This window comes from Corynebacterium frankenforstense DSM 45800 (genome assembly GCF_001941485.1).
GTDB lineage: Bacteria > Actinomycetota > Actinomycetes > Mycobacteriales > Mycobacteriaceae > Corynebacterium > Corynebacterium frankenforstense.
Window position 1 is genome coordinate 2,575,984 of record NZ_CP009247.1, and the last position, 21,611, is coordinate 2,597,594.

Below are 21,611 nucleotides of genomic sequence, written 5' to 3' on the forward strand. Positions count from 1 at the left end.
GCGGCGTCGGCAAGCAAGACTGCAACCCACACGAAACAGACAAGGACGCACAAGACAATGACCTCCCAGAGCGCACTGAACGCACTCGTCAAGTACCTGGACAACCCCGATCCGACCGTCGAGGAGGCGCGCTCCGTCTTCACGCCGCTGACCGTCGGCGACTACGACGAGGTGCACATCGCCGCGCTGCTGACCATGATCCGCACCCGCGGTGAGACCTACGCCGACCTGCTGGGTGCGGCCCGCGCCTTCATCGAGGCCGGCCGTCCCTTCCCGATCACCGGCGAGGGCATCCTCGACACCGCCGGCACCGGCGGCGACGGCAAGAACACGATCAACATCACCACCGGCGCCTCGCTGGTCGCGGCCGCGGGCGGCACGAAGATGATCAAGTGCGGCAACCGTTCGGTCAGCTCCAAGTCGGGCTCGGCGGACGTGCTCGAGGCGATGAACATCCCGCTGGACCTCGACCCGGACCGCGCGGTGCGCCAGTTCGAGGCCTCGAACTTCACCTTCCTCTTCGCGCCGGCCTACAACCCGGCCGTCTCGCACGTGCAGCCGGTGCGCCGCGCCCTGAAGGTGCCCACCCTCTTCAACACCCTGGGCCCCGTGCTCTCCCCGGCGCGCCCCGAGTTCCAGATCATGGGCGTGGCCAACCCGAAGGTCGGCCGCATGATCGCCGAGGTCTTCCGCGACCTGGGCCGCGGCCGCGCGATGGTCGTCCACGGCGCCGGCACCGACGAGGTCGCCGTGTGGGGCCCGACGCAGGTCTGGGAGCTCACCCGTGACGGTGAGATCAAGGAGTACGAGATCACGCCGGGCGACCTGGGCCTGGACACCTACGATCTGGCCGAGATGGTCGGCGGCGACGGCGCCGAGAACGCCAGGCACCTCTACGCCGCCTTCGACGGCTCCGGCCCGGCCGCGCACCGCGCCGCGATCGCCGCCTCCGCCGGTTGCATGTTCTACATCTCCGACGCCGCGGAGTCCCTGCGCGCCGGCGTGGACAAGGCGCTGGGCCTCATGGACTCCGGCGAGGTCAACGCCTGGCTGCACAAGCACGAGGAGGCCGACTATGCGAACTGATTCGACCGACGCCGCGCACGGCGGCGGGGGAGGGGCGCTGCCGACGGTGCTCGAGGGCATCGTCGCCTCCCGGCGCACCCACCTGCCGGAGATCCGTGCGCGCATCTCCCACGTGGACCCGGAGACGCTGCCGCGCTCGACGCGCTCGCTCTTCGACTCGCTCTCGCAGCCCGGCGCCGGCTTCATCATGGAGTGCAAGTCCTCCTCGCCGTCGCTCGGGATGATCCGCGAGGACTACCACCCCGGCGACATCGCGCGGATCTACTCGCGCTACGCCGCCGGCATCTCCGTGCTGTGCGAGCCGGAGCGGTTCGGCGGCGACTACGACCACCTGGCGACCGTGTCCGCGTCCACGCACCTGCCGGTGCTGTGCAAGGACTTCATCGTCGACGAGGTGCAGATCCACGCCGCGCGCTACTTCGGCGCCGACGCGATCCTGCTGATGCTCTCCGTGCTCTCCGACGAGGAGTACGCCCGGCTCTCAGCCGAGGCCGACCGTCTCGGCCTGGACGTGCTCACGGAGGTCATCAGCGAGGAGCAGGTCGCCCGCGCGACCACGCTCGGCGCGAAGATCTTCGGCGTCAACCACCGCGACCTCAACGACCTCTCGATCGACCTGTCGCGCTCGGCCCGCCTGGCGCCGCTGGTGCCCGAGGGCGCGGTCATCGTCGCCGAGAGCGGCATCCGGGACAACCGGACCGTGCGCTCACTGAGCCACGCGGACGCGTTCCTGGTCGGCTCGCAGCTGACCTCGCAGCCGGACATCGACCTCGCGGCCCGCGAGCTCGTCTTCGGCACCGTGAAGGTCTGCGGCCTGCGCACCAAGACCGCCGCCCAGGTGGCCCGCGCCTGCGGGGCGACGTGGGGCGGACTCGTCTTCGCGGAGGGCTCCCCGCGCAATGTTTCACGTGAAACCGCGAAGGAGATCATCGCCGCCGAGCCGGGTCTGCGCTTCGCCGCCGTTTCACGTGAAACATCCGGCTGGGGCGAGCTGGTCCGCGAGACCGGTGTCGACGCCGCGCAGCTGCACGCGCCGTACCAGGGCTCCATCGAGGCGGAGAAGGAGTTCATCGCCTCGGTGCGCGCCGAGCTGCCCGAGGGCGTGGAGATCTGGCGCGCCGTGTCCATGAGCCCGGCGGGGGAGAACCCGGCCGGTGCCGGCGCGGGCACCGGCGCTGCCCACGCTGAGGCCGGTGCCGCGGCCGCGACCCCCGCCGAGACCGCCGCCGCGCTCGTCGGCGAGGTCGACCGCCTAGTCCTCGACTCCGGCGACGGCGGCACCGGCTCGGCCTTCGACTGGTCCGCCATCCCCGACGACGTCAAGGCCCACGCACTGCTCGCCGGGGGTCTGAACCCCGGGAACCTCGCCGAGGCGCTCGAGGCCGGCTGCGCCGGTGTCGACCTCAACTCCGGTTTCGAGTACGGCGAGGACGCGGGATCCTGGGCCGGTTACAAGGACGCCGCACGCCTGCGCGCGGCGTCGGAAATCATCCGCGGGCGCCGCGCCTGAGAGCGACGGAACCGTCGACGCCGCGCGGTCGCCCAGGGCCGCGCCGCGATCGGGCCCGGCACCGCACCCACGCGAAACACACCACTTACTTAGAACCACACACCACGAGACAGAGAGAACACCATGACTGAACGGACGATCGGCGGAAAGACGCTTCTGCCGGCTTACTTCGGCCAGTTCGGCGGCCAGTTCGTCGGCGAGGCCCTCATCCCCGCTCTCGACCAGCTCGAGCGCACCTTCGTCGAGGCGCTCGAGGACGAGGAGTTCATGGCCGAGTACCGCGGCCTGCTGCGCGAGTACCTCGGTCGACCCACCCCGATCACGCGCTGCCGTAACCTGCCGCTAGACGGCCCGGCGAACATCTACCTCAAGCGCGAGGACCTCGTCCACGGCGGCGCCCACAAGACCAACCAGGTCATCGGACAGATCCTGCTGGCCAAGAAGATGGGCAAGCACCGCATCATCGCCGAGACCGGCGCCGGCCAGCACGGCACCGCCACCGCGCTCGCCTGCGCGCTGCTCGGCATGGAGTGCGTGATCTACATGGGCGCCAAGGACGTCGAGCGCCAGCAGCCGAACGTCTACCGCATGCAGCTGCACGGCGCGAAGGTCGTGCCCGTCGACACCGGCTCCGGCACGCTCAAGGACGCCGTCAACGAGGCGCTGCGCGACTGGACCGCCACCTTCCACGACACGCACTACCTGCTCGGCACCGCCGCCGGCCCGCACCCGTTCCCGACGATCGTGCGTGAGTTCCACCGTGTGATCTCCGAGGAGGCGCGCGCCCAGATGCTCGAGAGCACCGGTCGGCTTCCCGACGTCGTGGTCGCCTGCGTCGGCGGCGGCTCGAACGCCATCGGTATGTTCGCGGACTTCATCGACGACGAGTCCGTCGAGCTTGTCGGCACCGAGCCCGGGGGAGCGGGCCTGGACTCCGGCAAGCACGGTGCCACGATCAACAACGGGCAGATCGGTGTCCTGCACGGCGCACGGTCCTACGTGATGCGTTCGGCGGACGGCCAGATCGACGAGTCCTACTCGATCTCGGCCGGCCTGGACTACCCGGGCGTGGGCCCGCAGCACGCCTACCTCTCCGAGAGCGGGCGCGCGACCTACGTCGGCATCACCGACGCCGAGGCCCTCGAGGCCTTCCAGCTGCTCTCCCTGAAGGAGGGCATCATCCCGGCCCTCGAGTCCTCCCACGCGCTGGCCTACGCGCTCAAGCGCGCCAAGACCGCCACCGAGGAGCTCAACATCCTGGTCTCCCTGTCGGGCCGCGGCGACAAGGACGTCGCCCACGTGCGCCGCACCCTCGAGGAGCACCCCGAACTCGTCTACAAGGAGAACCGATGACCCGCTACACCGATCTGTTCGCCGCGCTGGCCGAGCGTGGCGAGGGGGCCTTCGTCCCCTTCGTGATGGCCACCGACCCCTCCGTCGAGGACTCGCTGCGCATCGTGCGCGAGGTCGTCGCCGCGGGTGCCGACGCTCTGGAGCTCGGCGTCCCCTTCTCCGACCCGAGTGCCGACGGCCCGACCATCCAGGCCTCCCACACCCGTGCGCTCGCCGGGGGCTCGACCGTGGAGGAGGTGCTCGAGGAGATCCGCACCATCCGCGCGGAGTTCCCGGACCTGCCCATCGGAATGCTGGTCTACGGCAATGTCCCCGTCACGCGCGGCCTGGACAACTTCTACCGCGAGTTCCACGAGGCCGGGGCGGACTCCGTGCTGCTTCCCGACGTCCCGCTGCGCGAGTCCGGTCCGTTCGTCCCGGCGGCGCACGCCGCTGGCGTCGACACCGTCTTCATCGCCCCGGCGCACGCCAGCGGCGCGATCCTCGAGGACGTCGCCACGCAGTCCTCCGGCTACGTCTACGCGATCTCCCGCGACGGTGTCACGGGTACCGAGCTGGAGGCCACGAACTCCGGCCTGGACGCCGTGATCGACGAGCTCAAGGCCGCCGGCGCCCCGCCGGTTCTCGTCGGCTTCGGCATCTCCCGCCCGGAGCACGTGCGCGAGGTCATCGCCTCGGGCGCCTCGGGAGCCATCACCGGCTCGGCGATCACGAACATCGTGGCCGAGCACCTGGTGGAGGACTCCCGCGAGTCGCACTCGCTGCACGACGTGCCGGCCATGAAGGTCGGCGACTGGGACGCGCTCGCCAAGGAGCTGCGTGAGTACGTCTCCGCGATGAAGGCGGCAACGCGCGCCGAGTAGGTGCGGGCTTCGCCACCGGGGCGCCGGTTCGCCGCTGCGGCCGCCGGAGCGCTGCCGTCGGTGCCGGGACGCGTTCGACGCCGCCTTCTAGGCGCCGGTCAGCCCCGAGGTTTCACGTGAAACCTCGGGGCTCTTCGGCGTTTCGGGGAGGGTCGCAGTCCGTCACGAATGCCCTTGCCTCCAGCCAGGGAGCGGCACCGCACCAGACGGGTCAGGGAGTGAAATCGCCTCGCCCGAAGGCGACGAGCGAGGCGCCGGCGTGGGAGGGTAATGGGCTCGTCAATGGCTTTGGCGGGGGAGTAGGCTCGCACTGACTCGGCCAGAGCGGACCGCAAGGCACGGCTCGTGGACGGGGACTGTCACGCACGGTTCACCCCGGGGGCTCGAAGGGCACTCGACTCACCTCGCGGCCGAGAGCACGCGACCCACCCGGGGGCCCGAAGGGGCTCGACGGGACAGCGCAGAACGCGAACTTCACCTCGGAAGAATGACGGTCGCCTTCCTGCCGCGGGTTCGGAGCGTCTGGGCCTCGATCGCGACGCGGCGGACACGGAAGCCCGACTTCAGTTCCGTATACAGGATTCGCCAACGATTGAGCTATTCAATATTCGGAGCTTGTCACCATATCGAGCCTAGGCGGAACCACGCCGTACTCTGTCACAGTGACGTTTCAATATTTACTGCACACACATACCTATTTTGTCACAGACGTTTTCCATTCCACGTCCGCGCGGGCATACTGGAATCATGACTCACACGTGTTCCCGTCGCCTCTTCCTCCTCGGTTCCGCGACCACCTTCGCCGGCGCCTTCCTCGCCGCCTGTGGTTCCAAGGAGCCCGAGGAGGTCCCCGCCGCCGACGTCCCGGTGGGCAGCGCCGTCATCGTCGGCGACTTCATCATCGCCCAGCCGACCGCGGGGGAGTACAAGGCCTACTCCACCTTGTGCCCGCACGCCAACCAGCACATCGACGAGGTCCAGGGCGACAAGGTCCGCTGCCCGGGCCACGGTTCGATGTTCAGCATCTCCGACGGTGCGGTCCTCAACGGGCCGGCCCGCGACCCGCTGACCGAGGCTCAGATCTCGGAGAACGGCGACACCCTCGCAGTCACCGACTAGCCCAGAAGGGGTGCCCTCCGGCACGCAGACGCCTTCTCCGGGGCGTCGGACCGTTCGGCACCCTGCCCAAAGACTCCACACCCCATCCGCGACGCGAAGGTTCCACGTGAAACGTGACCCGCGTCTTACCATGGGGGAGTGAATCTTCTCGACCGTCTCAAACGCACGGACCCGCTGATCGTCCTGATCATCCTGGCCGTCATCATCGCGATCATCCTGCCGGCCCGCGGTGCCTTCGCCGACGCCTTCGACGTCGCGACCAAGATCGGCATCGCACTGCTCTTCTTCCTCTACGGTGCCCGCCTCTCGCCGCGCGAGGCCCTCGAGGGAGTGAAGGCTTGGAAGCTGCACCTGGTGATCCTGTGCTTCACCTTCGTCGTCTTCCCGATCATAGGTGTGGCTCTCCGGCCGCTCACCTCCTTCATCTCCCATGACCTCTACATGGGGATCCTCTTCCTCACGCTGGTGCCCTCCACGGTGCAGTCGTCGGTGGCTTTCACGTCGATCGCCAGGGGCAACGTCGCCGGATCGATCGTCGCCGCCTCGGCCAGCAACCTCGCCGGCGTGTTCCTGACCCCGGTTCTTGTGCTTCTGCTCATGACCGGCGGTGAGGGCGGCATCCACATCGACGCGACCGTCTTCCGCGACATCGCCCTGCAGCTGCTGCTGCCGTTCATCCTCGGTCAGCTCTCGAGGCGTTGGGTGAAGGACTTCGCCGCCAACAAGGGCACCAAGATCGTCGACCGGGGCTCGATCGCCATGGTCGTCTACGCGGCGTTCTCGAAGGGCATGGTCGAGAACATCTGGAGCACCACCGGGGTGTGGGAGGTCCTGTTCCTCGTGATCTTCTCGGTCGTGCTCGTGGCCTTCATGCTGTGGCTGACCCGCTTCGTGCCGCAGAAGATGGGATTCAACCGCAAGGACACCATCGCCATCGAGTTCTGCGGCACCAAGAAGTCGCTCGCCTCCGGCCTGCCGATGGCCTCGGTCATCTTCACCGGCGGGGGACTGGGCCTGCTCATCCTCCCTCTGATGATCTTCCACCAGGTTCAGCTCATGATGTGTTCCTGGCTCGCCGCCCGCTACGCACGTGACAACACCGCCGAAGGCGGCACCGAGAAGGCGACCGCCTGAGACCCGTCGAAGTTCGCACCGGAGCGCCGGCCTGACACCCTCGGTTGTCGGGCCGGCGCTCCCTTTCTGCGGGCGGGGGAGTGGTCACAGGCCACCCACGTGAACCCGGTTCGGACGCGGTAGTCTCGGGACCCATGAGCAAGATCTACGTGCGAACCGAACTGTCCGTGCCCGGCGCCGAGCCGATGGTGCACACCGCCGAGGTCGAGGAGATCGACTCAAAGACGGCCCGGATGGTCCGCCTCGTCCAGCAGACCGCGGAGTTCGCGGTCACCGGCGCGTGGGTCGAGGGCACACCGCACGGCGAGGTCGCCGTCCCGGGAAGCACTGTCCCGCACCCGGACACCTACTCCGACTATCCGGATCTGAAGGCGACCCGTCTGGACGCCAACGAGTTCGAGGCGCTCTGGGCTGAGGCCGCCGCCATTCTCCCCGGCCTGAACTGAGCACCGGCGCTCCACGGTGGTGGGGAACGCGCCGACCCGGGGACCCGCCGCAAAGGACCTTCCGGGTACCGGCCCCGCGACGGTACCGGGGCGTCCGCCATGCAGCAGTCCCGAGTTCCCGCCGCACAGCAGTCCCGAGATCCCTCCGCACAAGGAAAGCGGGCCAGTGTTTCACGTGAAACACTGGCCCGCTTTCGACCCTCCGGCACAGGACGAAGAGAGCCTGAACCCCGGGAGCCCGAGGACCGGCAAGCCACCAAACTCAGAACACGAGGTTCACCAGGATCATGTAGGTCGCCGTGCCGCCGAGGATCGACAGCCCCGAATCGCGGCGCCAGGCGTGCAGCCCGACGGTCACTGCGAGAGCGATGCCGCTCGCCAGCAGACCTCCGGGCGCCTCGGTCTGCCCGATGAGCGTGTAGACGACGAGGATGACCATCACGCCCACCGGCATGGTCAACGCGAGCGTGCCGACGAAGTAGTTGTTCTTCAGCAGCTTCCGGGCGGAGTAGGGGGCCTGGCGGATGAGCACCGTGACGATGCCGACCGGGATGAGGACGGCGAGCACCATGCCGAGGGTGATGTCCGCCGGCAGGCCGGCGACGTGGAAGTCGAGCATCACGCCTCACCCACCTTCAGCTTGAGCGCGTCGTCCAGCCGCGGGATGCGGTAGCGCAGGATCAGCAGAACAAAGTAGGCCACCAGCGCCAGGACGAGCATCTGGCCGGGGACCAGCACCGCGCCCAGAACGCCGAGTCCGACCGCCGTCAGGGGCAGCGACCAGTCCCGGTTGTTCGCGAAGGATTCCCAGGCCAGCACCACGAAGAGAGCCGTCAACGCGAACTCCATGCCCGTGATGTTGTCCGGGATCACCTCGCCGGCGAGCGCGCCGATGATGCCGGGGATGACCCACAGGAGCTGGCAGACGATCTGGATCGTCAGCACCCGGGTACCCGTGATGTGCCCCGGCGGGCGCGCGGACACGATCGCGTAGCTCTCATCCGTCAGGGCATAGGTGGAGTAGGCCCGGCCCACCGCGGAGTCGATCTGGTCGCGCGGATAGGTCAGCCCGTAGAAGATGTGCCGGAAGTTCACCATGAACCCGGTCAGCGCCGCAGAGCCGGGGCCGATGCCCGTGGCGACGAGATTGATCGCCAGGAACTCCATGGAGCCGGCGTAGATGACGGTGGAGAAGATCGGGGTCCACCACCACGCGTAACCGGACTGGACCATCAGCAGCCCGAAGGCGAGTCCCAGCGGGATGAGCCCCAGGCCCACCGCCCATGTCTCCTTGACGCCACCCTTGATCTCCGAGAGTGTTTCACGTGAAACGCCGCTCGGCATGCTCACCATCCCTTCCGTCCTCGGCACACCCCGTCGACCGCGGACGGGGAGTCACGCCCCCGCACGCACCACCGACAGACGGGATCCGGCACAGGCGTGCGTGACAGTGTACCGCTCGGTTCAGTTCGACGAGCGCTTAGATTCAGGGCGCACCGGGTCCCGCGACAATCGCCGAAGCCACCGGACACGCGAGTCCCCAAACACCCGAGCCCCCAGACGCCCGAGCCCCCAGACGCCCGAGCCCCAAAAACCGGAGGGACCCCAACCTCCGGAGCCCCGAAACCGGAGGCGCCCCAGCCCCGCGCCCCCGGGCCCGCGAACCTAGTTGTCCACCAGATCCGTCGGGAAGGTGGAGAAGAGCGGCAGCGGCATCGGCTGACGGCGCATCACCTCGGACCACAGGTCCGCGCGCGGCGGGGCGATCACGTCGCCGGGAAGCGCCGGGGTGACGTACCAGTCGCCGCGCTCGATCTCCTCCTGCAGCTGACCCGGCGCCCACTCGGCGAAGCCGGCGAACAGCCTGAGCCCCGTCAGGTCCTCGACCATCTCCTCGGGCTCGCCGCGCAGGTCCAGGTGCACCAGCCGGTTGGCCAGCCGCGTCAGCCGCGGGTTCGCCCCGATGTCCACACCCGGGCGCGTCACGCCCAGACCGACCACGGACTGCGGCTGCACCGGCCCGCCCAGGTAGATCACCTGCGGCTTCACCGCTGCGGTGACCCACTCGGGCAGCACGTTGGCGATCGCGACGTCACTGCGCTGCACCAGGTTCACGCCGAAGGTGATGAACTCGGTGTGCTGGACCACCAGCACCACCGAGCGGGCGAACTCGGGGGAGGGCATGCCGGGCGCGGCGACCAGCAGCATGCCAGCCTCCGGCTCCGTGCGCTCCAGCGCGTTGAACAGCCGGTCGGAGTAGAAGTCCTCCACCGCTTGCAGCTCCCTTCGCTCGCTCATGCCCGTCGCGGGCAGATCAGACAGACCGGACAAACCAGACAGATCGGACGGGCCGGCCGGGTCAGACCGCTCAGGCGTCCGCGCCCGAGGCGTCGTCCTGACCGGCCCACCAGTCCTTCAGCCGCGCGACCGCGTCGTCGTGCTCCAGCGGCCCCTCCTCGAGCCGCAGCTCCTTGAGGAAGGACCACGCCTTGCCCACCTGCGGGCCCGGGCCGATGCCCAGCACGGCCATGATCTCGTTGCCGTCGAGGTCCGGGCGCACCTTGGCCAGGTCCTCGCGCTGGCGGATCTCCTCGATCCGGTCCTGCAGCCGATCGTAGTTGGCCTGCAGACGCGCCGCTTTGCGGCGGTTGCGGGTGGTGCAGTCGGCGCGCACCAGCTTGTGCAGGCGGGGCAGCAGGTCACCGGCGTCGGTGACGTAGCGGCGCACCGCCGAGTCCGTCCACTCGCCGTCGGCGAAGCCGTGGAAGCGCATGTGCAGGTAGACGAGCTGGCTGACGTCGGAGACCATCTGCTTGGAGTACTTCAGCGCGCGCATGCGGCGGCGCACCAGCTTCGCGCCCACCACCTCGTGGTGGTGGAAGCTGACCCCGCCGCCCGGCTTGGCCGCCCGCGTGGCCGGCTTGCCGCAGTCGTGCAGCAGCGCCGCCCAGCGCAGCACCAGGTCCGGGCCGTCCTCCTCCTGGTCCATCGCCTGGCGCAGCACCGTCATCGAGTGGGCGTAGACGTCCTTGTGCTGCAGGTGCTCGTCCGGGGTCATGCGCAGCCCCGGCACCTCGGGCAGCACCAGGTCCGCCAGCCCCGTGGCCACCAGCAGGTCCCAGCCCAGCCAGGGCGCGCGGCCTTCCATGAACTTGTCCAGCTCGGCGCGCACGCGCTCGACGGTGATGCGCTTGATCTGCCCGGCCATCTCCGTCATCGCGGCGACCACGCGGTCGGCCACCCGGAACTCCAGCTGGGAGACGAAGCGCGCCGCGCGCAGCATGCGCAGCGGGTCGTCGTCGAAGGAGCGCTCGGGCGCGTCCGGGGTGTCCAGCACGCCGTCCACCAGCGCCTGGAACCCGCCCAACGGGTCATGGAACCGGCAGGAGAAACCCGACGCGGCGTCGTCAAGCAACTCCACGGCCATGGCGTTGACGGTGAAGTCGCGGCGCACGAGGTCGGCGTCGAGGCTGTCGCCGAAGCGCACCTCGGGGTTGCGGCTGACACCGTCGTAGGTGTCCGCGCGGAAGGTGGTGATCTCCACCTGCTGGTGGGCGATTTGCGCGGAGACGGTGCCGAACTCGATGCCGGTGTCCCACACGGCCGAGGAGTGCGCGGCGAGGATCTCCTGGATGACCTCGGGGCGCGCCGAGGTGGTGAAGTCCAGGTCGTGGCCGAGCCGGCCGAGCAGCGCGTCGCGCACGGGCCCGCCGACGAGGTAGAGCGACTCGCCGCGGGCGGCGAAGTCCGCCACCAGCGGCCCGAGCACGTCCTTCAGTCCCAGAACCGTCGCCTCCGCGCGGGCGAGCATCGCCGCCGAACCGGCGGGCAGGGGATTGGCGGCGGGTGAGTCCTGGGAAGTCACCCCTGCAGGATACGATCTACAGATGATGAGTACCAACGACGACCAGCGCCACGGCGGGCGTCGGCGCCGGCGCAGGCGTCGGCCGCGCCCCCAGCAGTCGGACAAGCGGCGGCGGCGCCAACCGCAGCGCCCCCCGATGCCCACGCGCGACGAGACCTCCGCCGGCGGCCTCGTCGTGTCCGGTCTGCGCGAGGCCGTCCACGACGGCGAGGTCGACCTCTCGCGCATCTACGTCGCGCTGATCGGCCGGCTGGACCGCCGCGGGCGCCTGCTGTGGTCGATGCCCAAGGGCCACGTCGAGCCCGGCGAGGGCCCGCACGAGACCGCCGAGCGCGAGGTCTGGGAGGAGACGGGCATCCACGGCGAGGTCTTCGCGGACCTCGGCGTGATCGACTACTGGTTCGTCTCCGAGGGCGTGCGCATCCACAAGACCGTCCACCACCACCTGCTGCGCTTCGTCGACGGCTACCTCAACGACGAGGACCCCGAGGTCACCGAGGTGACCTGGGTGCCCGCCGACCGCCTCATCGAGCGCCTGGCGTACGCCGACGAGCGCAAGCTCGCCCGCCGCGCCCACGACCTCCTGCCCGAGCTGGCGCTCAAGGAGGAGAGGTACACGCCGCGATGAGGCGCCTGGCCGCACTCGCCGTCCCGGCCCTGGTCGCGCTGCCCCTGGCCGTGACCTCGGCCGCGCCGGCGGCCGGGCAGGGGTTCCCCATGTCCCCGTCCGCGCCGGAGTCGCGCGAGACGTGGGTCAACCCGGCGGTGCGTGCCGACGAGCGCGAGACCGACCTCTTCGTGGACACCGTCTCCGCCCCGCGGTCCGTGGCCGCCGGCGAGGACGCCGAGATCACCGTGAAGCTGCGCAACGCCACCGACCACGAGCTCGGCCCGGTCAGCCTCACCCCGCTGCGCGCGGGTGCGGTCGGCGACGTCGCCGAGGCGCGCACCGCGCTGGTCCAGGACCGCTCGGCCTACGCGCCCGCCGGGCCCGCCGAACCGGCCGCCGACCTGGGCCCGGGGGAGACCCGCGAGGTCACCGTCGACCTGCCCGGCACCGCCTCCGGCGTCTACCCCGTCGCCGTCGAGGTGCGCGCCGGCACCGAGGTGACCAGCGAGCGCATGCTCGTCGCCGTCGGCGACGCCGCGGGCCCGACGGGGGAGTCCGGTGCGAGCGCGGGCGGGGGCACCGGCGCGGGCGCCGGCACCACCGACTCCGCCGCCGACGGGGAGATTGACGACGAGCGCGCGCCCGCCACCGTCCTGGTCCGCGTCACCGCCCAGGTGGACACCGTCCCCGGCGAGACCGGCGAGGCCCCGGAGGCCGCGCCGCTGATCCTGCGCGACGAGTCCCTGGCCGACGCCATGGCCCCGGGCGGGCGCCTCGACGGCCTGCTCAGCGCCGTGGAGGCCCGCCACGAGACCCTCGGCGACGGGCTCTGCCTGGCCATCGACCCCGCGCTCGTCGACGCCGCCGAGCGCATGACCCAGGGCTACACCGTGGCCGAGACGCGCCGCTCCCAGGCCACCCAGCAGCGCCGGCTGCGCGACTCCTGGTCGCTCGACGACGACTCCACAGGCGAGCCCGGCCGCGGCGCAGACGACGCCGCCGCCTTCCTCGAGCGCCTGCGCGCGCTCGCTCAGGGCTGCACCGTCGCGATGCCCTGGGCCGACACCGACCTCGACGCCGTGGCGCGCACCGGGGACCCCTGGCTGATGCGCGAGGCCCTCCAGCGCGGCCCGGACACCCTGCGCTCCGTGCTCGGCGCCGAGCCGCTCGAGGACGTCGTGCTCCCCGGCGCCGGCTACGTCGAGCCCGCGACCGCCCCCGCCCTGGCCTGGGCGGACACCGGCGAGGGCTCGGCGGCGGCCATCGAGCCGGCCTGGGAGGCCTCGGACGCCCCGCGCTCGGACGCCTCCGGGCGCTCCACCCTCGACGACCCCGGCCTGCCCGCCGCCGGCTCCGGGGTGCCGGGCCCGCCGGACGAGACCGTCTCCGTGCTCGTCGCCGACAACACCGTCTGGTCCGCCCCACGCGCCGGCCACTTCGCCGAGCTGGCCCCCGGCATCCGCGCCGTGACCCACCAGGGCTCGCTGACGGCGACCCTGGCCACCGTCGGCGAGCAGCCGGTCACCGCCGGCTACGCCAACCCGGAGACCCGGCTGGACTACCGCCTCGACTCGCCCGTGGCCCGCGAGACCACCGCCGCCGGCGCCGTCGACCTCGCCCTGCGCGGTGAGGACCCCGTGCTGGTCACCGTCCCCGGCCACGCCGACGGCGAGTCCGCGGCCGCGATTCTCGACGCCGCGGTGGCCGCCGCCGGCGGTACCGTCACCCTCTCCGACTACCTGACCGTCGACCGCGCCGACGGCGCGGACCTCGCCGCCGCCTCCGAGGCCGCCGCGGCCACGGGGGCCGACGCAGGGGAGGGCTTCGGCGCGCCGTTCACCGACCCGGGCGTCTACTCCGACGCCGAGGTGCTGCGCGCGACCCAGCAGGCGACCTACACCGACGACCTGACGCGCATCATGGCCAACGACCCCTCGATCGCCCTGACGCGCTACGGCTTCACCGCCCCGCTGCGCCGCGACATCCTCACCGCGCTGACGGTGGCGCGGCGCCGCTCGGTGGCCGGCTTCGACGCCGCCGTCGACGCCACCGCCGGGCGCCTCGGCGGCAACCGGGTGATGCTGCAGGACCTGCGCTCCTCGGTCGAGCTGATGCCCCCGGGCAACGTCTACACCCGCTCCTCGGAGTCCTCGCCGCTGATCATCGTCGCGCGCAACGGCCTGCCGCTGCCCACGCGCACCCGCATCGACTACGTCGCCGAGGGCGAGGCCACCCTCAACACGCCCGACGAGGTGCGCATCCCGGCGCGCGGCTCCCTGACGGTGTCGATGACCGCGGACATCCCGGACAACGACCGGCGCACCGACCTCGAGCTGTGGCTGTCCACCCCGGACGGCGCGGCGATCTCCAACCGCGTCGACATCACCGTGCAGACCCGCGCACGCCTGATCGGCGCCACCGTCGCCGGGGTCACCCTCGTCGGCGGCCTCGCACTGGCCGCCCTCTTCCGCGCCGGGCGGCGGCACCGCCGCCGGGTGCGCGCCACGGGCGCGCAGGCGCGACGTCGGAAATTAAAGCGCTCCGGGCGATAACCCGGGCGCGTGGCAGTTTCCGTTCGGGTCCCCCGGCGGACACAATGGGGTTTTGTGAACCCCTCTGACAGTCCCAACGGACCCGGGCTGCGCGGCCGCTTCCGCGCCGCCGCCCCGCCCGCCCCCGTGCCGGAGCCGAGCTCGGCGGCGACCACCGCCTCGGAGACCCCGGACGAGCCGACCGAGGACCGCTCGCGGCTGACCGCCGCGCCGGGCAGCCCCGTCGCCGAGGCCGACGCCCCGGCGGGGGAGCGGGGCCCGGGTGACACCTCGGGTGCCGGGAGCTCCGGCGCCGGCTCCGCTTCAGCGAGCTCCGGCGCGGCCGGCTCCGGCAGCTCCGCCGCCGGCGGCTCCGACGACGGCCGCGAGGGCACCTCCGACGCCGACGTCGTGCGCTCGACCGGTTCGATGGCGGTGGCCACGCTCTTCTCGCGCATCACCGGGTTCCTGCGCAACGTGCTCATCGGCGCCTCGCTGGGCCCCGCGATCTCCTCGGCGTTCAACACGGCCAACACGCTGCCGAACCTGATCACCGAGATCGTCCTCGGCGCGGTGCTGACCTCGCTGGTGGTGCCCGTGCTCGTGCGCGCCGAGAAAGAGGACGCCGACCACGGCAGCGCCTTCGTGCGCCGCCTGTTCACCCTGGCGTTCTCCCTGCTGGGGGTGGTCACGGTCCTCGCCGTGGTCGGGGCGCCGCTGCTCACACGGCTGACCCTGGGCAGCGACGGCGAGGTCAACGTCACCCAGTCGACGTCCTTCGCCTTCCTGGTGCTCCCGCAGATCCTCTTCTACGGGCTGTTCTCCCTGTTCATGGCCGTGCTCAACACCAAGGGCGTCTTCCGGCCCGGCGCGTGGGCCCCGGTGGCCAACAACGTCGTGTCCATCACCGTGCTGCTGCTCTACCGCTTCCTGCCCGGCGGGCTGGACCCGAACGCGCCGAGCCCGATCACGGACCCGCACGTGCTGCTGCTGGGCCTGGGCACCACCGCCGGCGTGGTGGTGCAGATGCTCATCCTCATCCCGCCGCTCAAGCGCGCCGGCGTCGACCTGCGCCCCCTGTGGGGCATCGACGAGCGCCTCAAGGCCTTCGGTGGGATGGCCATGGCCATCATCGTCTACGTGGCCATCTCCCAGGCCGGCTGGGTGATCACGACCAATATCGCGTCGGCCTCCTCGGCCGCCGCGCCGAACATCTACCAGCAGCACTGGCTGCTGCTGCAGGTGCCCTACGGCATCATCGGCGTGACCCTGCTGACCGCCCTGATGCCCCGGCTCTCGCGCAACGCCGCCGACGGCGACGACAAGGGCGTGGTCCGCGACCTGACGCTGGCGACGAAGCTGACCTTCATCGCCCTGATCCCGGTGGTCCTCTTCTTCACCGCCTTCGGCCGGGACATCGGCATCGCGCTGTTCCACTACGGCGCCTTCGAGCGCGAGGCCTCCGAGCTGCTCGGCCTGACGCTGAGCTTCTCCGCCTTCACGCTGATCCCGTACGCCACCGTGCTGCTGCACCTGCGCGTCTTCTACGCCCGCGAGGAGGCGTGGACGCCAACGTGGATCATCGCCGGCATCACCGCCACCAAGGTCGTGCTCTCCGTGGGCGCGCCGATGGTCGCCTCCTCGCCGCACCGCGTGGTCATCCTCCTCGGCGCCGCCAACGGCTTCGGCTTCATCGCCGGCGCCTTCATCGGCTGGTTCCTGCTGCGCCGCAAGCTCGGCCCCCTGGGCACCGGCTCCGTGCTGCGCACCTCCGTGTGGGCGCTGGCCTCCTCGATCGTCGGCGTGGCCGCGGCGCTGCTGACCGGCTGGCTCATCGACGTGGTCGCCGCGCCGCTGCTCGCCGCACTCGGCAGCATCGGCCAGCTGCTGCGCCTCGGCGTCGTCGGCGTCATCTTCCTCGTCGCCACGGGCGTCGTGCTCAGCTTCTCCAGGCTGCCCGAGGTGCAGAACCTCGGCGCCCTGGTCCAGCGCGTGCCGGGCCTGCGCCGCCTGATCCGCGTCGACGAGGAGCGCGGCCTCGAGGTCGGCGAGCCGACCGTGCGCGAGATCTCCGAGCAGTACCTCGTCTCCGACTCCTTCGCGGCCACCCCGGTGCCGCCGCCGATGTCCGCCGGCGTGGTCCGCGGACCCCGCCTGGTGCCCGGCGCCTCGGTGGACACGGGCCGCTACCGCCTGCTCGCCGAGCACGGCTCCGCCACCGGCGCCCGCTTCTGGGAGGCCAAGGAGCGCGCCACGGGCCGCCGCGTCGCGCTCGTCTTCGTCGACACCTCCGGCATGTCGCCGCTGGCGCCGGCCACCCCGGCCGCCGCCGCGGGCGCGGCCGCCGAGGTCACCCGCCGCACCCGCAAGCTCGCCGGGCTGAACCACCCGTCGATCGCGCCGAACGTGACGGTCTCCGCCTACCGCAACGGCTGTCTGATCGTCGCCGACTGGGTCGAGGGCTCGCCGCTGAAGACCGTCGCCGAGGAGGGCGGCGCCGACCCGCGCGCCGCCGCCTACGCGCTCAGCCCGCTCGCCGACGCCGTCGGCCGCGCCCACGAGGCCGGTACCCCGCTGGGCCTGGACAACTGGTCGCGCATCCGCATCAACACCTCCGGCCAGGCCGTGCTGGCCTTCCCGGCGGTGCTCGCCGACGCCTCCCGCGAGGAGGACTCCTCCGCGGTCGCCTCCGCGCTCGGCCTGCTCGTCGACACCGACAGCGCCCCCGAGGACGTCGTCGGCGTCCTGCAGGCCGCCCACGAGGGCGAGACCGACCCGATCGAGCTGGGTCAGCGGCTGCGCCGCGCCGGCCTCGGCGAGACCGACGAGGAGCCCGCCGAGCTCGAGGTGCACACCGACGAGGCCCCGACCGTCGAGCAGCGCCCCGGCTTCGGCGAGCGCGGCCTGACGCGCAAGGGCACCGGCGTGCTGGCCGTGCTCGTCTTCGGCGCCGTGGTGGGCATCGCCGTGGCGGCGACCTACCTGGCCGGCGTGCTCGGCGACGGCGAGGGCGACGCCCCCGTCAGCCGCCCGGGCACCTCGCAGACCCGGGGCCCGGACCCGCTGCCGCTGGTGCAGTCCCTCGAGTCCGCCGAGACCCTTCCCGACGGCGGCGACGCGCACGCGGCCGTCGACGGCGACACCTCGACCTCGGTCACGCTGGGCCGCGGCGAGGGCCTGGAGCTGACCCTCCAGGCCGCCGTGCCGGTGCAGACCGTCGTGGTCACCCAGGGCGACGCGGGCGTCGGCTACCGCATCGAGCAGGTCGCCGAGGACGCCGCGGGCGCGACCGGCGGCCCCGGCTCCGGCGGTGACGCCGCCGGCTCGCAGGCCGCCGAGGGTCCCGACGCCGCGCGGGAGGGCGCCGGCGAGCAGCTGGCCGCGGGCGAGCTGGCCTCGGGCCGCAACGTCATCGAGCTGGCCGAGGCCGCCCCGAGCTCCGGGGTGCGCATCTGGTTCGACGGCGACGTCACCGTCAGCGAGGTCCGCGTGGTCGGCCAGCGCGGCTAGTCCGCGCGACCCCACGGCCCGCACCGCACCGCCCAGGCCCGGCTCCCCGACGGGGGCCGGGCCTTCGCCGTGCCCGGGACGCCGTGACCACCACACTGGGCGGGCCCGCCGGGCGCGGGCGGCCGGGGCGCGGTTTACTGTCGGCGTAACAAACATTCCGGGGGGAATCACACATGGACCAGCACACCGACGTGCAACTCGTGCGCTCGTACCGCGCCGGCGAGAAGGGGGCCTTCGCCGAGATACTCAACCGACACCACCGCCGCATGCAGGCCGTCGCGCGGCGCTACGCCCGCCGCGAGGAGGACGTCCAGGACATCCTCCAGGACGCCTACCTGCGCGCCAGCCAGGGGTTGGACGGCTTCCGCGCCGAGGCCCGCCTGAGCACCTGGCTGCACCGGCTCGTGGCCAACTCCGCGCTCGACCACATCGGGCGGGCCCGCAACCGCGTCGAGACGCCCGTTCTCGACGAGGACGCGCACCGCCGCCTGGGCATGCGCCACGACCCGATGCACCGCGCCGAGCTGCGCATGGCCGTGCGCCGCGCGCTCAAGGAGGTGACACCCGGCCAGGCCGCGGCCGTCGTGCTTGTCGACGTCGCGGGCTACAGCGTCGCGGACGCCGCCGCGTTGCTGGGCGTCGCCCCGGGCACGGTGAAGTCGCGGGCCTGGCGGGCCCGCGAGCGCCTGCGCGAGGTGCTCGACCCCGCGCTGGCCCGCGACGACTCCACCGCCGCGCGCCCCGGCCAGCTCGTCGCCTGAGGCGCCGCGCGCCCACGGTGCCGCAGCGCAGGCTGCGGCACGAGCCGCAACCCGCACGTGCGCGCCGACGGCGCCGCGCGCGACGTCGTCAAGCACGGGTCTCCGGGGGTGCACGGTAGGATGGCTCCTCGGCACAGACGCGTCCATCAAGGAGACATCAATGACCGTTCACGACCTCGCGATCATCGGTTCCGGCCCCGCCGGATACACCGCCGCGCTCTACGCCGCGCGCGCGGAGCTGAAACCGGTGGTCTTCGAAGGCTTCGAGTTCGGCGGCTCGCTGATGAACACCACCGAGGTGGAGAACTACCCCGGGTTCGAGAACGGCATCATGGGCCCCGACCTGATGATGACCATGCGCAGCCAGGCCGAGCGCTTCGGCGCCGACCTGCGCCAGGAGCTGGTCGACTCCGTCGAGCTCGACGGGGAGGAGAAGGTCCTGCACGTCGGCGACGAGGAGGTCCGCGCCCGCGCGGTCATCCTGGCCACCGGTGCGGCCCCGCGTCACCTGGGCATCCCCGGCGAGGAGGAGCTCTCCGGCCGCGGCGTGTCCACCTGCGCGACCTGCGACGGCTTCTTCTTCAAGGGCCACAAGATCGCCGTGGTCGGCGGCGGCGACTCCGCGATGGAGGAGGCCAACTTCCTCACCCGCTTCGGCGAGTCCGTCACCGTGATCCACCGCCGCGAGGAGTTCCGCGCCTCGCCGATCATGCTCGAGCGCGCCCGCCAGAACGACAAGATCGACTTCCTGGTCAACAAGACCGTCTCGACCATCCACGAGGCCGACGGCAAGGTCTCCGGCCTCGAGCTGACCGACACCGTCACCGGCGAGAAGAGCGAGCTGGACGCCACCGCGCTGTTCGTCGCCATCGGCCACGACCCGCGCTCGAAGTTCCTCGACGGCCAGGTCGAGCTGAACCCGGCCGGCTACGTCAAGGTCGAGGAGCCCTCGACGCGCACCTCGGTGCCCGGCGTCTTCGCCGCCGGCGACCTGGTCGACGACCACTACCAGCAGGCCGTCACCGCGGCCGGCTCCGGCTGCCGCGCCGCGCTCGACGCGCAGGCCTACATCGAGACCCTGGGTCTCGGTGCGGAGGCTGAGGCGTGAGCGCCGCGGTCACCCCGGTCACCCAGGCGACCTTCCGCAAGGAGGTCGTCGAGTCGGACGTGCCGGTGCTCGTGGACTTCTGGGCCGAGTGGTGCGGGCCGTGCAAGGCGCTGCGCCCGGAGCTCGAGAAGGTCGCCGACAAGCTCGGTGAGCGCGCCCGCGTCGTCTCCGTCGACGTCGACTCGGAGCGTGGCCTGGCGGCCATGTTCCAGGTCCTCTCGATCCCCACGGTGGTCATCTACTCGGGCGGCAGGCAGGTCGACGAGTTCACCGGGGCACGCCCGGCCGGCGAGATCCTCCGGCGCGTGGAAAAGATTCTGTAGCTGCTAATCTTTAGGACAGGCGCCCCGGCGCCTGGAAGGCGGGCCGACCGCGCCCGATGACCGGGCGCCCCGACGCCCGGGTAACAGACGTGCGACGTCTGGGAAGGAGTGCCGTGACCGACGTTCTCCGAGTCGGCGACCGTAGCCCGCGTGTGGCCGAGGCGAGGATGACGCTGGCCCGTCTGGGCCTGCTGAGCGGGTACGCCGGTGACATCCCGGACACCTCGGCGTCCTCACGCCAGTACTCCGACGAGGACACCTACTTCGACGCGGACCTCGCCCAGCAGATCAAGGCCTTCCAGCAGACCCGCGGCATCATGCCCACGGGCCGCATCGACGAGATGACGCTGCGCGAGCTGCGCGGCGCCTCCTACACGCTGGGCGAGCGCGTGCTGCGCTTCAACGACACCGAGCCCGTGCTCGGCGACGACGTCGCCCAGCTGCAGAAGCAGCTGCAGGAGCTCGGTTTCTACTCCGACCGCATCGACGGACACTTCGGCCCGGACACCGCCCACGCGCTGCGCACCTACCAGCTCAACTCCGGCATCGACGCCGACGGCGAGTTCGGCCCCGAGACCGCCCGTGCGCTGAGCCTGCTGGGCCGGCGCATCACGGGCGGCTCCGCCCAGGCGATCCGCGAGCGCGAGCACGTCCGCCAGGCGGGTCCCCGCCTGGCCGGCAAGCGCGTGGTCATCGACCCGGCGCTGGGCAACGGCCGCCAGGGGCAGACCGTCGACGGCCACTACGGGCGGATCACCGAGGAGGAGATCCTCTGGGACCTCGCCGAGCGCATCCGCGACCGGATGACGGCGGCCGGCATGGAGGCCACGCTGTCGCGCACCCGCCAGGACGACCCGCCGGCGAAGGCGCGCGCGGACATGGCCAACGCGATGGACGCGGACCTGATGATCTCGCTGGCCTGCGACAGCTACCCCAACGAGAAGGCCGCCGGCGTGGCCACCTTCTACTTCGGCTCCGAGATCGGCGCGAACTCCCTGACCGGTGAGACGCTCTCCGGCTACATCCAGCGCGAGATCGTCGCGCGCACGCAGCTGACCAACTGCGGCAACCACGGCCGCACCTGGGAGGTGCTGCGCCTGACGCGGATGCCCACCGTCGAGGTCGTCGCCGGCTACCTGACCAACCCGGGCGACGTCGCCATCATCACCGACCCGGCCAAGCGCGACGCGATCGCCGAGGCCGTCGTGGTCGCCGTCAAGCGCCTCTACCTGCTGGACAACGACACCCAGCGCACGGGCACCTACCGCTTCGCGGAGCTGCTCCGCGACGAGAAGCGCAGCAGCTAGACCCCCATCAATTGCCGACGTCCCGTCGCGCCCCGTGCGCGCACGGGCGTCGGCTCCTGCGCGTGTGCGGCGCGCTGCGCGCGCC

The 21,611-nt window shown here is 71.7% G+C and carries 17 protein-coding genes and 1 pseudogene; 14 read left to right on the top strand and 4 right to left on the bottom strand.

Going from position 1 to position 21,611, the window contains the following annotated elements; translation table 11 throughout:
- The first annotated feature begins 57 nt into the window (after positions 1-57).
- From trpD to CFRA_RS11245, 7 genes are all read left to right on the top strand, one after another.
- Entirely contained in the window at positions 58-1,086 is a 1,029-nt protein-coding gene (gene trpD, locus CFRA_RS11215) for an anthranilate phosphoribosyltransferase (protein ID WP_075664730.1), read from the top strand.
- Complete coding sequence (gene trpCF / locus CFRA_RS11220; protein WP_075664731.1) at positions 1,076-2,596, top strand: bifunctional indole-3-glycerol-phosphate synthase TrpC/phosphoribosylanthranilate isomerase TrpF; 1,521 nt, start codon at positions 1,076-1,078, stop codon at positions 2,594-2,596. The genes trpD and trpCF overlap by 11 nt, the downstream gene beginning before the upstream one ends.
- Before the next feature lie 123 nt (positions 2,597-2,719).
- On the top strand, positions 2,720-3,949 hold the full coding sequence (gene trpB, locus CFRA_RS11225; protein ID WP_075664732.1) for a tryptophan synthase subunit beta: 1,230 nt from the start codon (positions 2,720-2,722) through the stop codon (positions 3,947-3,949).
- On the top strand, positions 3,946-4,812 hold the full coding sequence (gene trpA, locus CFRA_RS11230; RefSeq protein WP_075664733.1) for a tryptophan synthase subunit alpha: 867 nt from the start codon (positions 3,946-3,948) through the stop codon (positions 4,810-4,812). Before trpB ends, trpA begins: the two co-directional genes overlap by 4 nt.
- 747 nt (positions 4,813-5,559) lie before the next feature.
- Positions 5,560-5,931 carry a Rieske (2Fe-2S) protein gene (locus tag CFRA_RS11235; protein ID WP_075664734.1) on the top strand — a complete coding sequence of 124 codons (372 nt, stop codon included), beginning with the start codon at positions 5,560-5,562 and terminating at the stop codon, positions 5,929-5,931.
- Positions 5,932-6,069: 138 nt separating this feature from the next.
- The gene (locus CFRA_RS11240; protein ID WP_075664735.1) at positions 6,070-7,065 is read left to right on the top strand and encodes a bile acid:sodium symporter family protein; all 996 of its coding nucleotides are present in this window, start codon (positions 6,070-6,072) and stop codon (positions 7,063-7,065) included.
- A 134-nt stretch (positions 7,066-7,199) separates the two neighbouring features.
- Positions 7,200-7,511: a hypothetical protein gene (locus CFRA_RS11245; protein ID WP_075664736.1), complete on the top strand. Its 312-nt coding sequence runs from the start codon at positions 7,200-7,202 to the stop codon at positions 7,509-7,511.
- Between the two features lie 262 nt (positions 7,512-7,773).
- On the opposite strand, the gene CFRA_RS11250 is transcribed toward CFRA_RS11245, so the two are convergent.
- From CFRA_RS11250 to CFRA_RS11265, 4 genes are all read right to left on the bottom strand, one after another.
- Positions 7,774-8,130, bottom strand: coding sequence for a branched-chain amino acid transporter permease (locus tag CFRA_RS11250; RefSeq protein WP_075665040.1), 357 nt, complete (start codon positions 8,128-8,130; stop codon positions 7,774-7,776).
- A complete protein-coding gene (locus CFRA_RS11255; RefSeq protein ID WP_075665039.1) occupies positions 8,130-8,855 on the bottom strand; it encodes an AzlC family ABC transporter permease in 726 nt (241 codons plus the stop codon). The genes CFRA_RS11250 and CFRA_RS11255 overlap by 1 nt, the downstream gene beginning before the upstream one ends.
- A 321-nt stretch (positions 8,856-9,176) precedes the next feature.
- Positions 9,177-9,782 (bottom strand): YqgE/AlgH family protein, encoded by a 606-nt coding sequence (locus CFRA_RS11260; protein ID WP_075664737.1) that lies wholly within the window; start codon positions 9,780-9,782, stop codon positions 9,177-9,179.
- A 97-nt stretch (positions 9,783-9,879) separates the two neighbouring features.
- A complete protein-coding gene (locus tag CFRA_RS11265) occupies positions 9,880-11,322 on the bottom strand; it encodes a CCA tRNA nucleotidyltransferase (RefSeq protein ID WP_075664738.1) in 1,443 nt (480 codons plus the stop codon).
- Between the two features lie 193 nt (positions 11,323-11,515).
- Between CFRA_RS11265 and CFRA_RS11270 the strand changes: the two are divergent.
- From CFRA_RS11270 to CFRA_RS11300, 7 genes and pseudogenes are all read left to right on the top strand, one after another.
- A pseudogene (locus CFRA_RS11270) lies at positions 11,516-12,004 on the top strand (NUDIX hydrolase); the annotation flags it as partial.
- A complete protein-coding gene (locus CFRA_RS11275; RefSeq protein WP_075664739.1) occupies positions 12,001-14,538 on the top strand; it encodes a serine/threonine-protein kinase in 2,538 nt (845 codons plus the stop codon). The pseudogene CFRA_RS11270 and the gene CFRA_RS11275, both read left to right, overlap by 4 nt.
- Positions 14,539-14,592: 54 nt before the next feature.
- A complete protein-coding gene (gene murJ / locus CFRA_RS11280) occupies positions 14,593-18,027 on the top strand; it encodes a murein biosynthesis integral membrane protein MurJ (protein ID WP_156888019.1) in 3,435 nt (1,144 codons plus the stop codon).
- A gap of 173 nt (positions 18,028-18,200) precedes the next feature.
- Positions 18,201-18,788, top strand: a complete 588-nt coding sequence (locus CFRA_RS11285; RefSeq protein ID WP_075664740.1) for a sigma-70 family RNA polymerase sigma factor — start codon at positions 18,201-18,203, stop codon at positions 18,786-18,788.
- A gap of 160 nt (positions 18,789-18,948) precedes the next feature.
- Positions 18,949-19,896, top strand: coding sequence for a thioredoxin-disulfide reductase (gene trxB, locus CFRA_RS11290; RefSeq protein WP_075664741.1), 948 nt, complete (start codon positions 18,949-18,951; stop codon positions 19,894-19,896).
- Positions 19,893-20,219, top strand: a complete 327-nt coding sequence (trxA, locus tag CFRA_RS11295; RefSeq protein ID WP_075664742.1) for a thioredoxin — start codon at positions 19,893-19,895, stop codon at positions 20,217-20,219. The genes trxB and trxA overlap by 4 nt, the downstream gene beginning before the upstream one ends.
- Before the next feature lie 113 nt (positions 20,220-20,332).
- Positions 20,333-21,526, top strand: coding sequence for an N-acetylmuramoyl-L-alanine amidase (locus CFRA_RS11300; RefSeq protein ID WP_075664743.1), 1,194 nt, complete (start codon positions 20,333-20,335; stop codon positions 21,524-21,526).
- Positions 21,527-21,611: the final 85 nt, after the last annotated feature.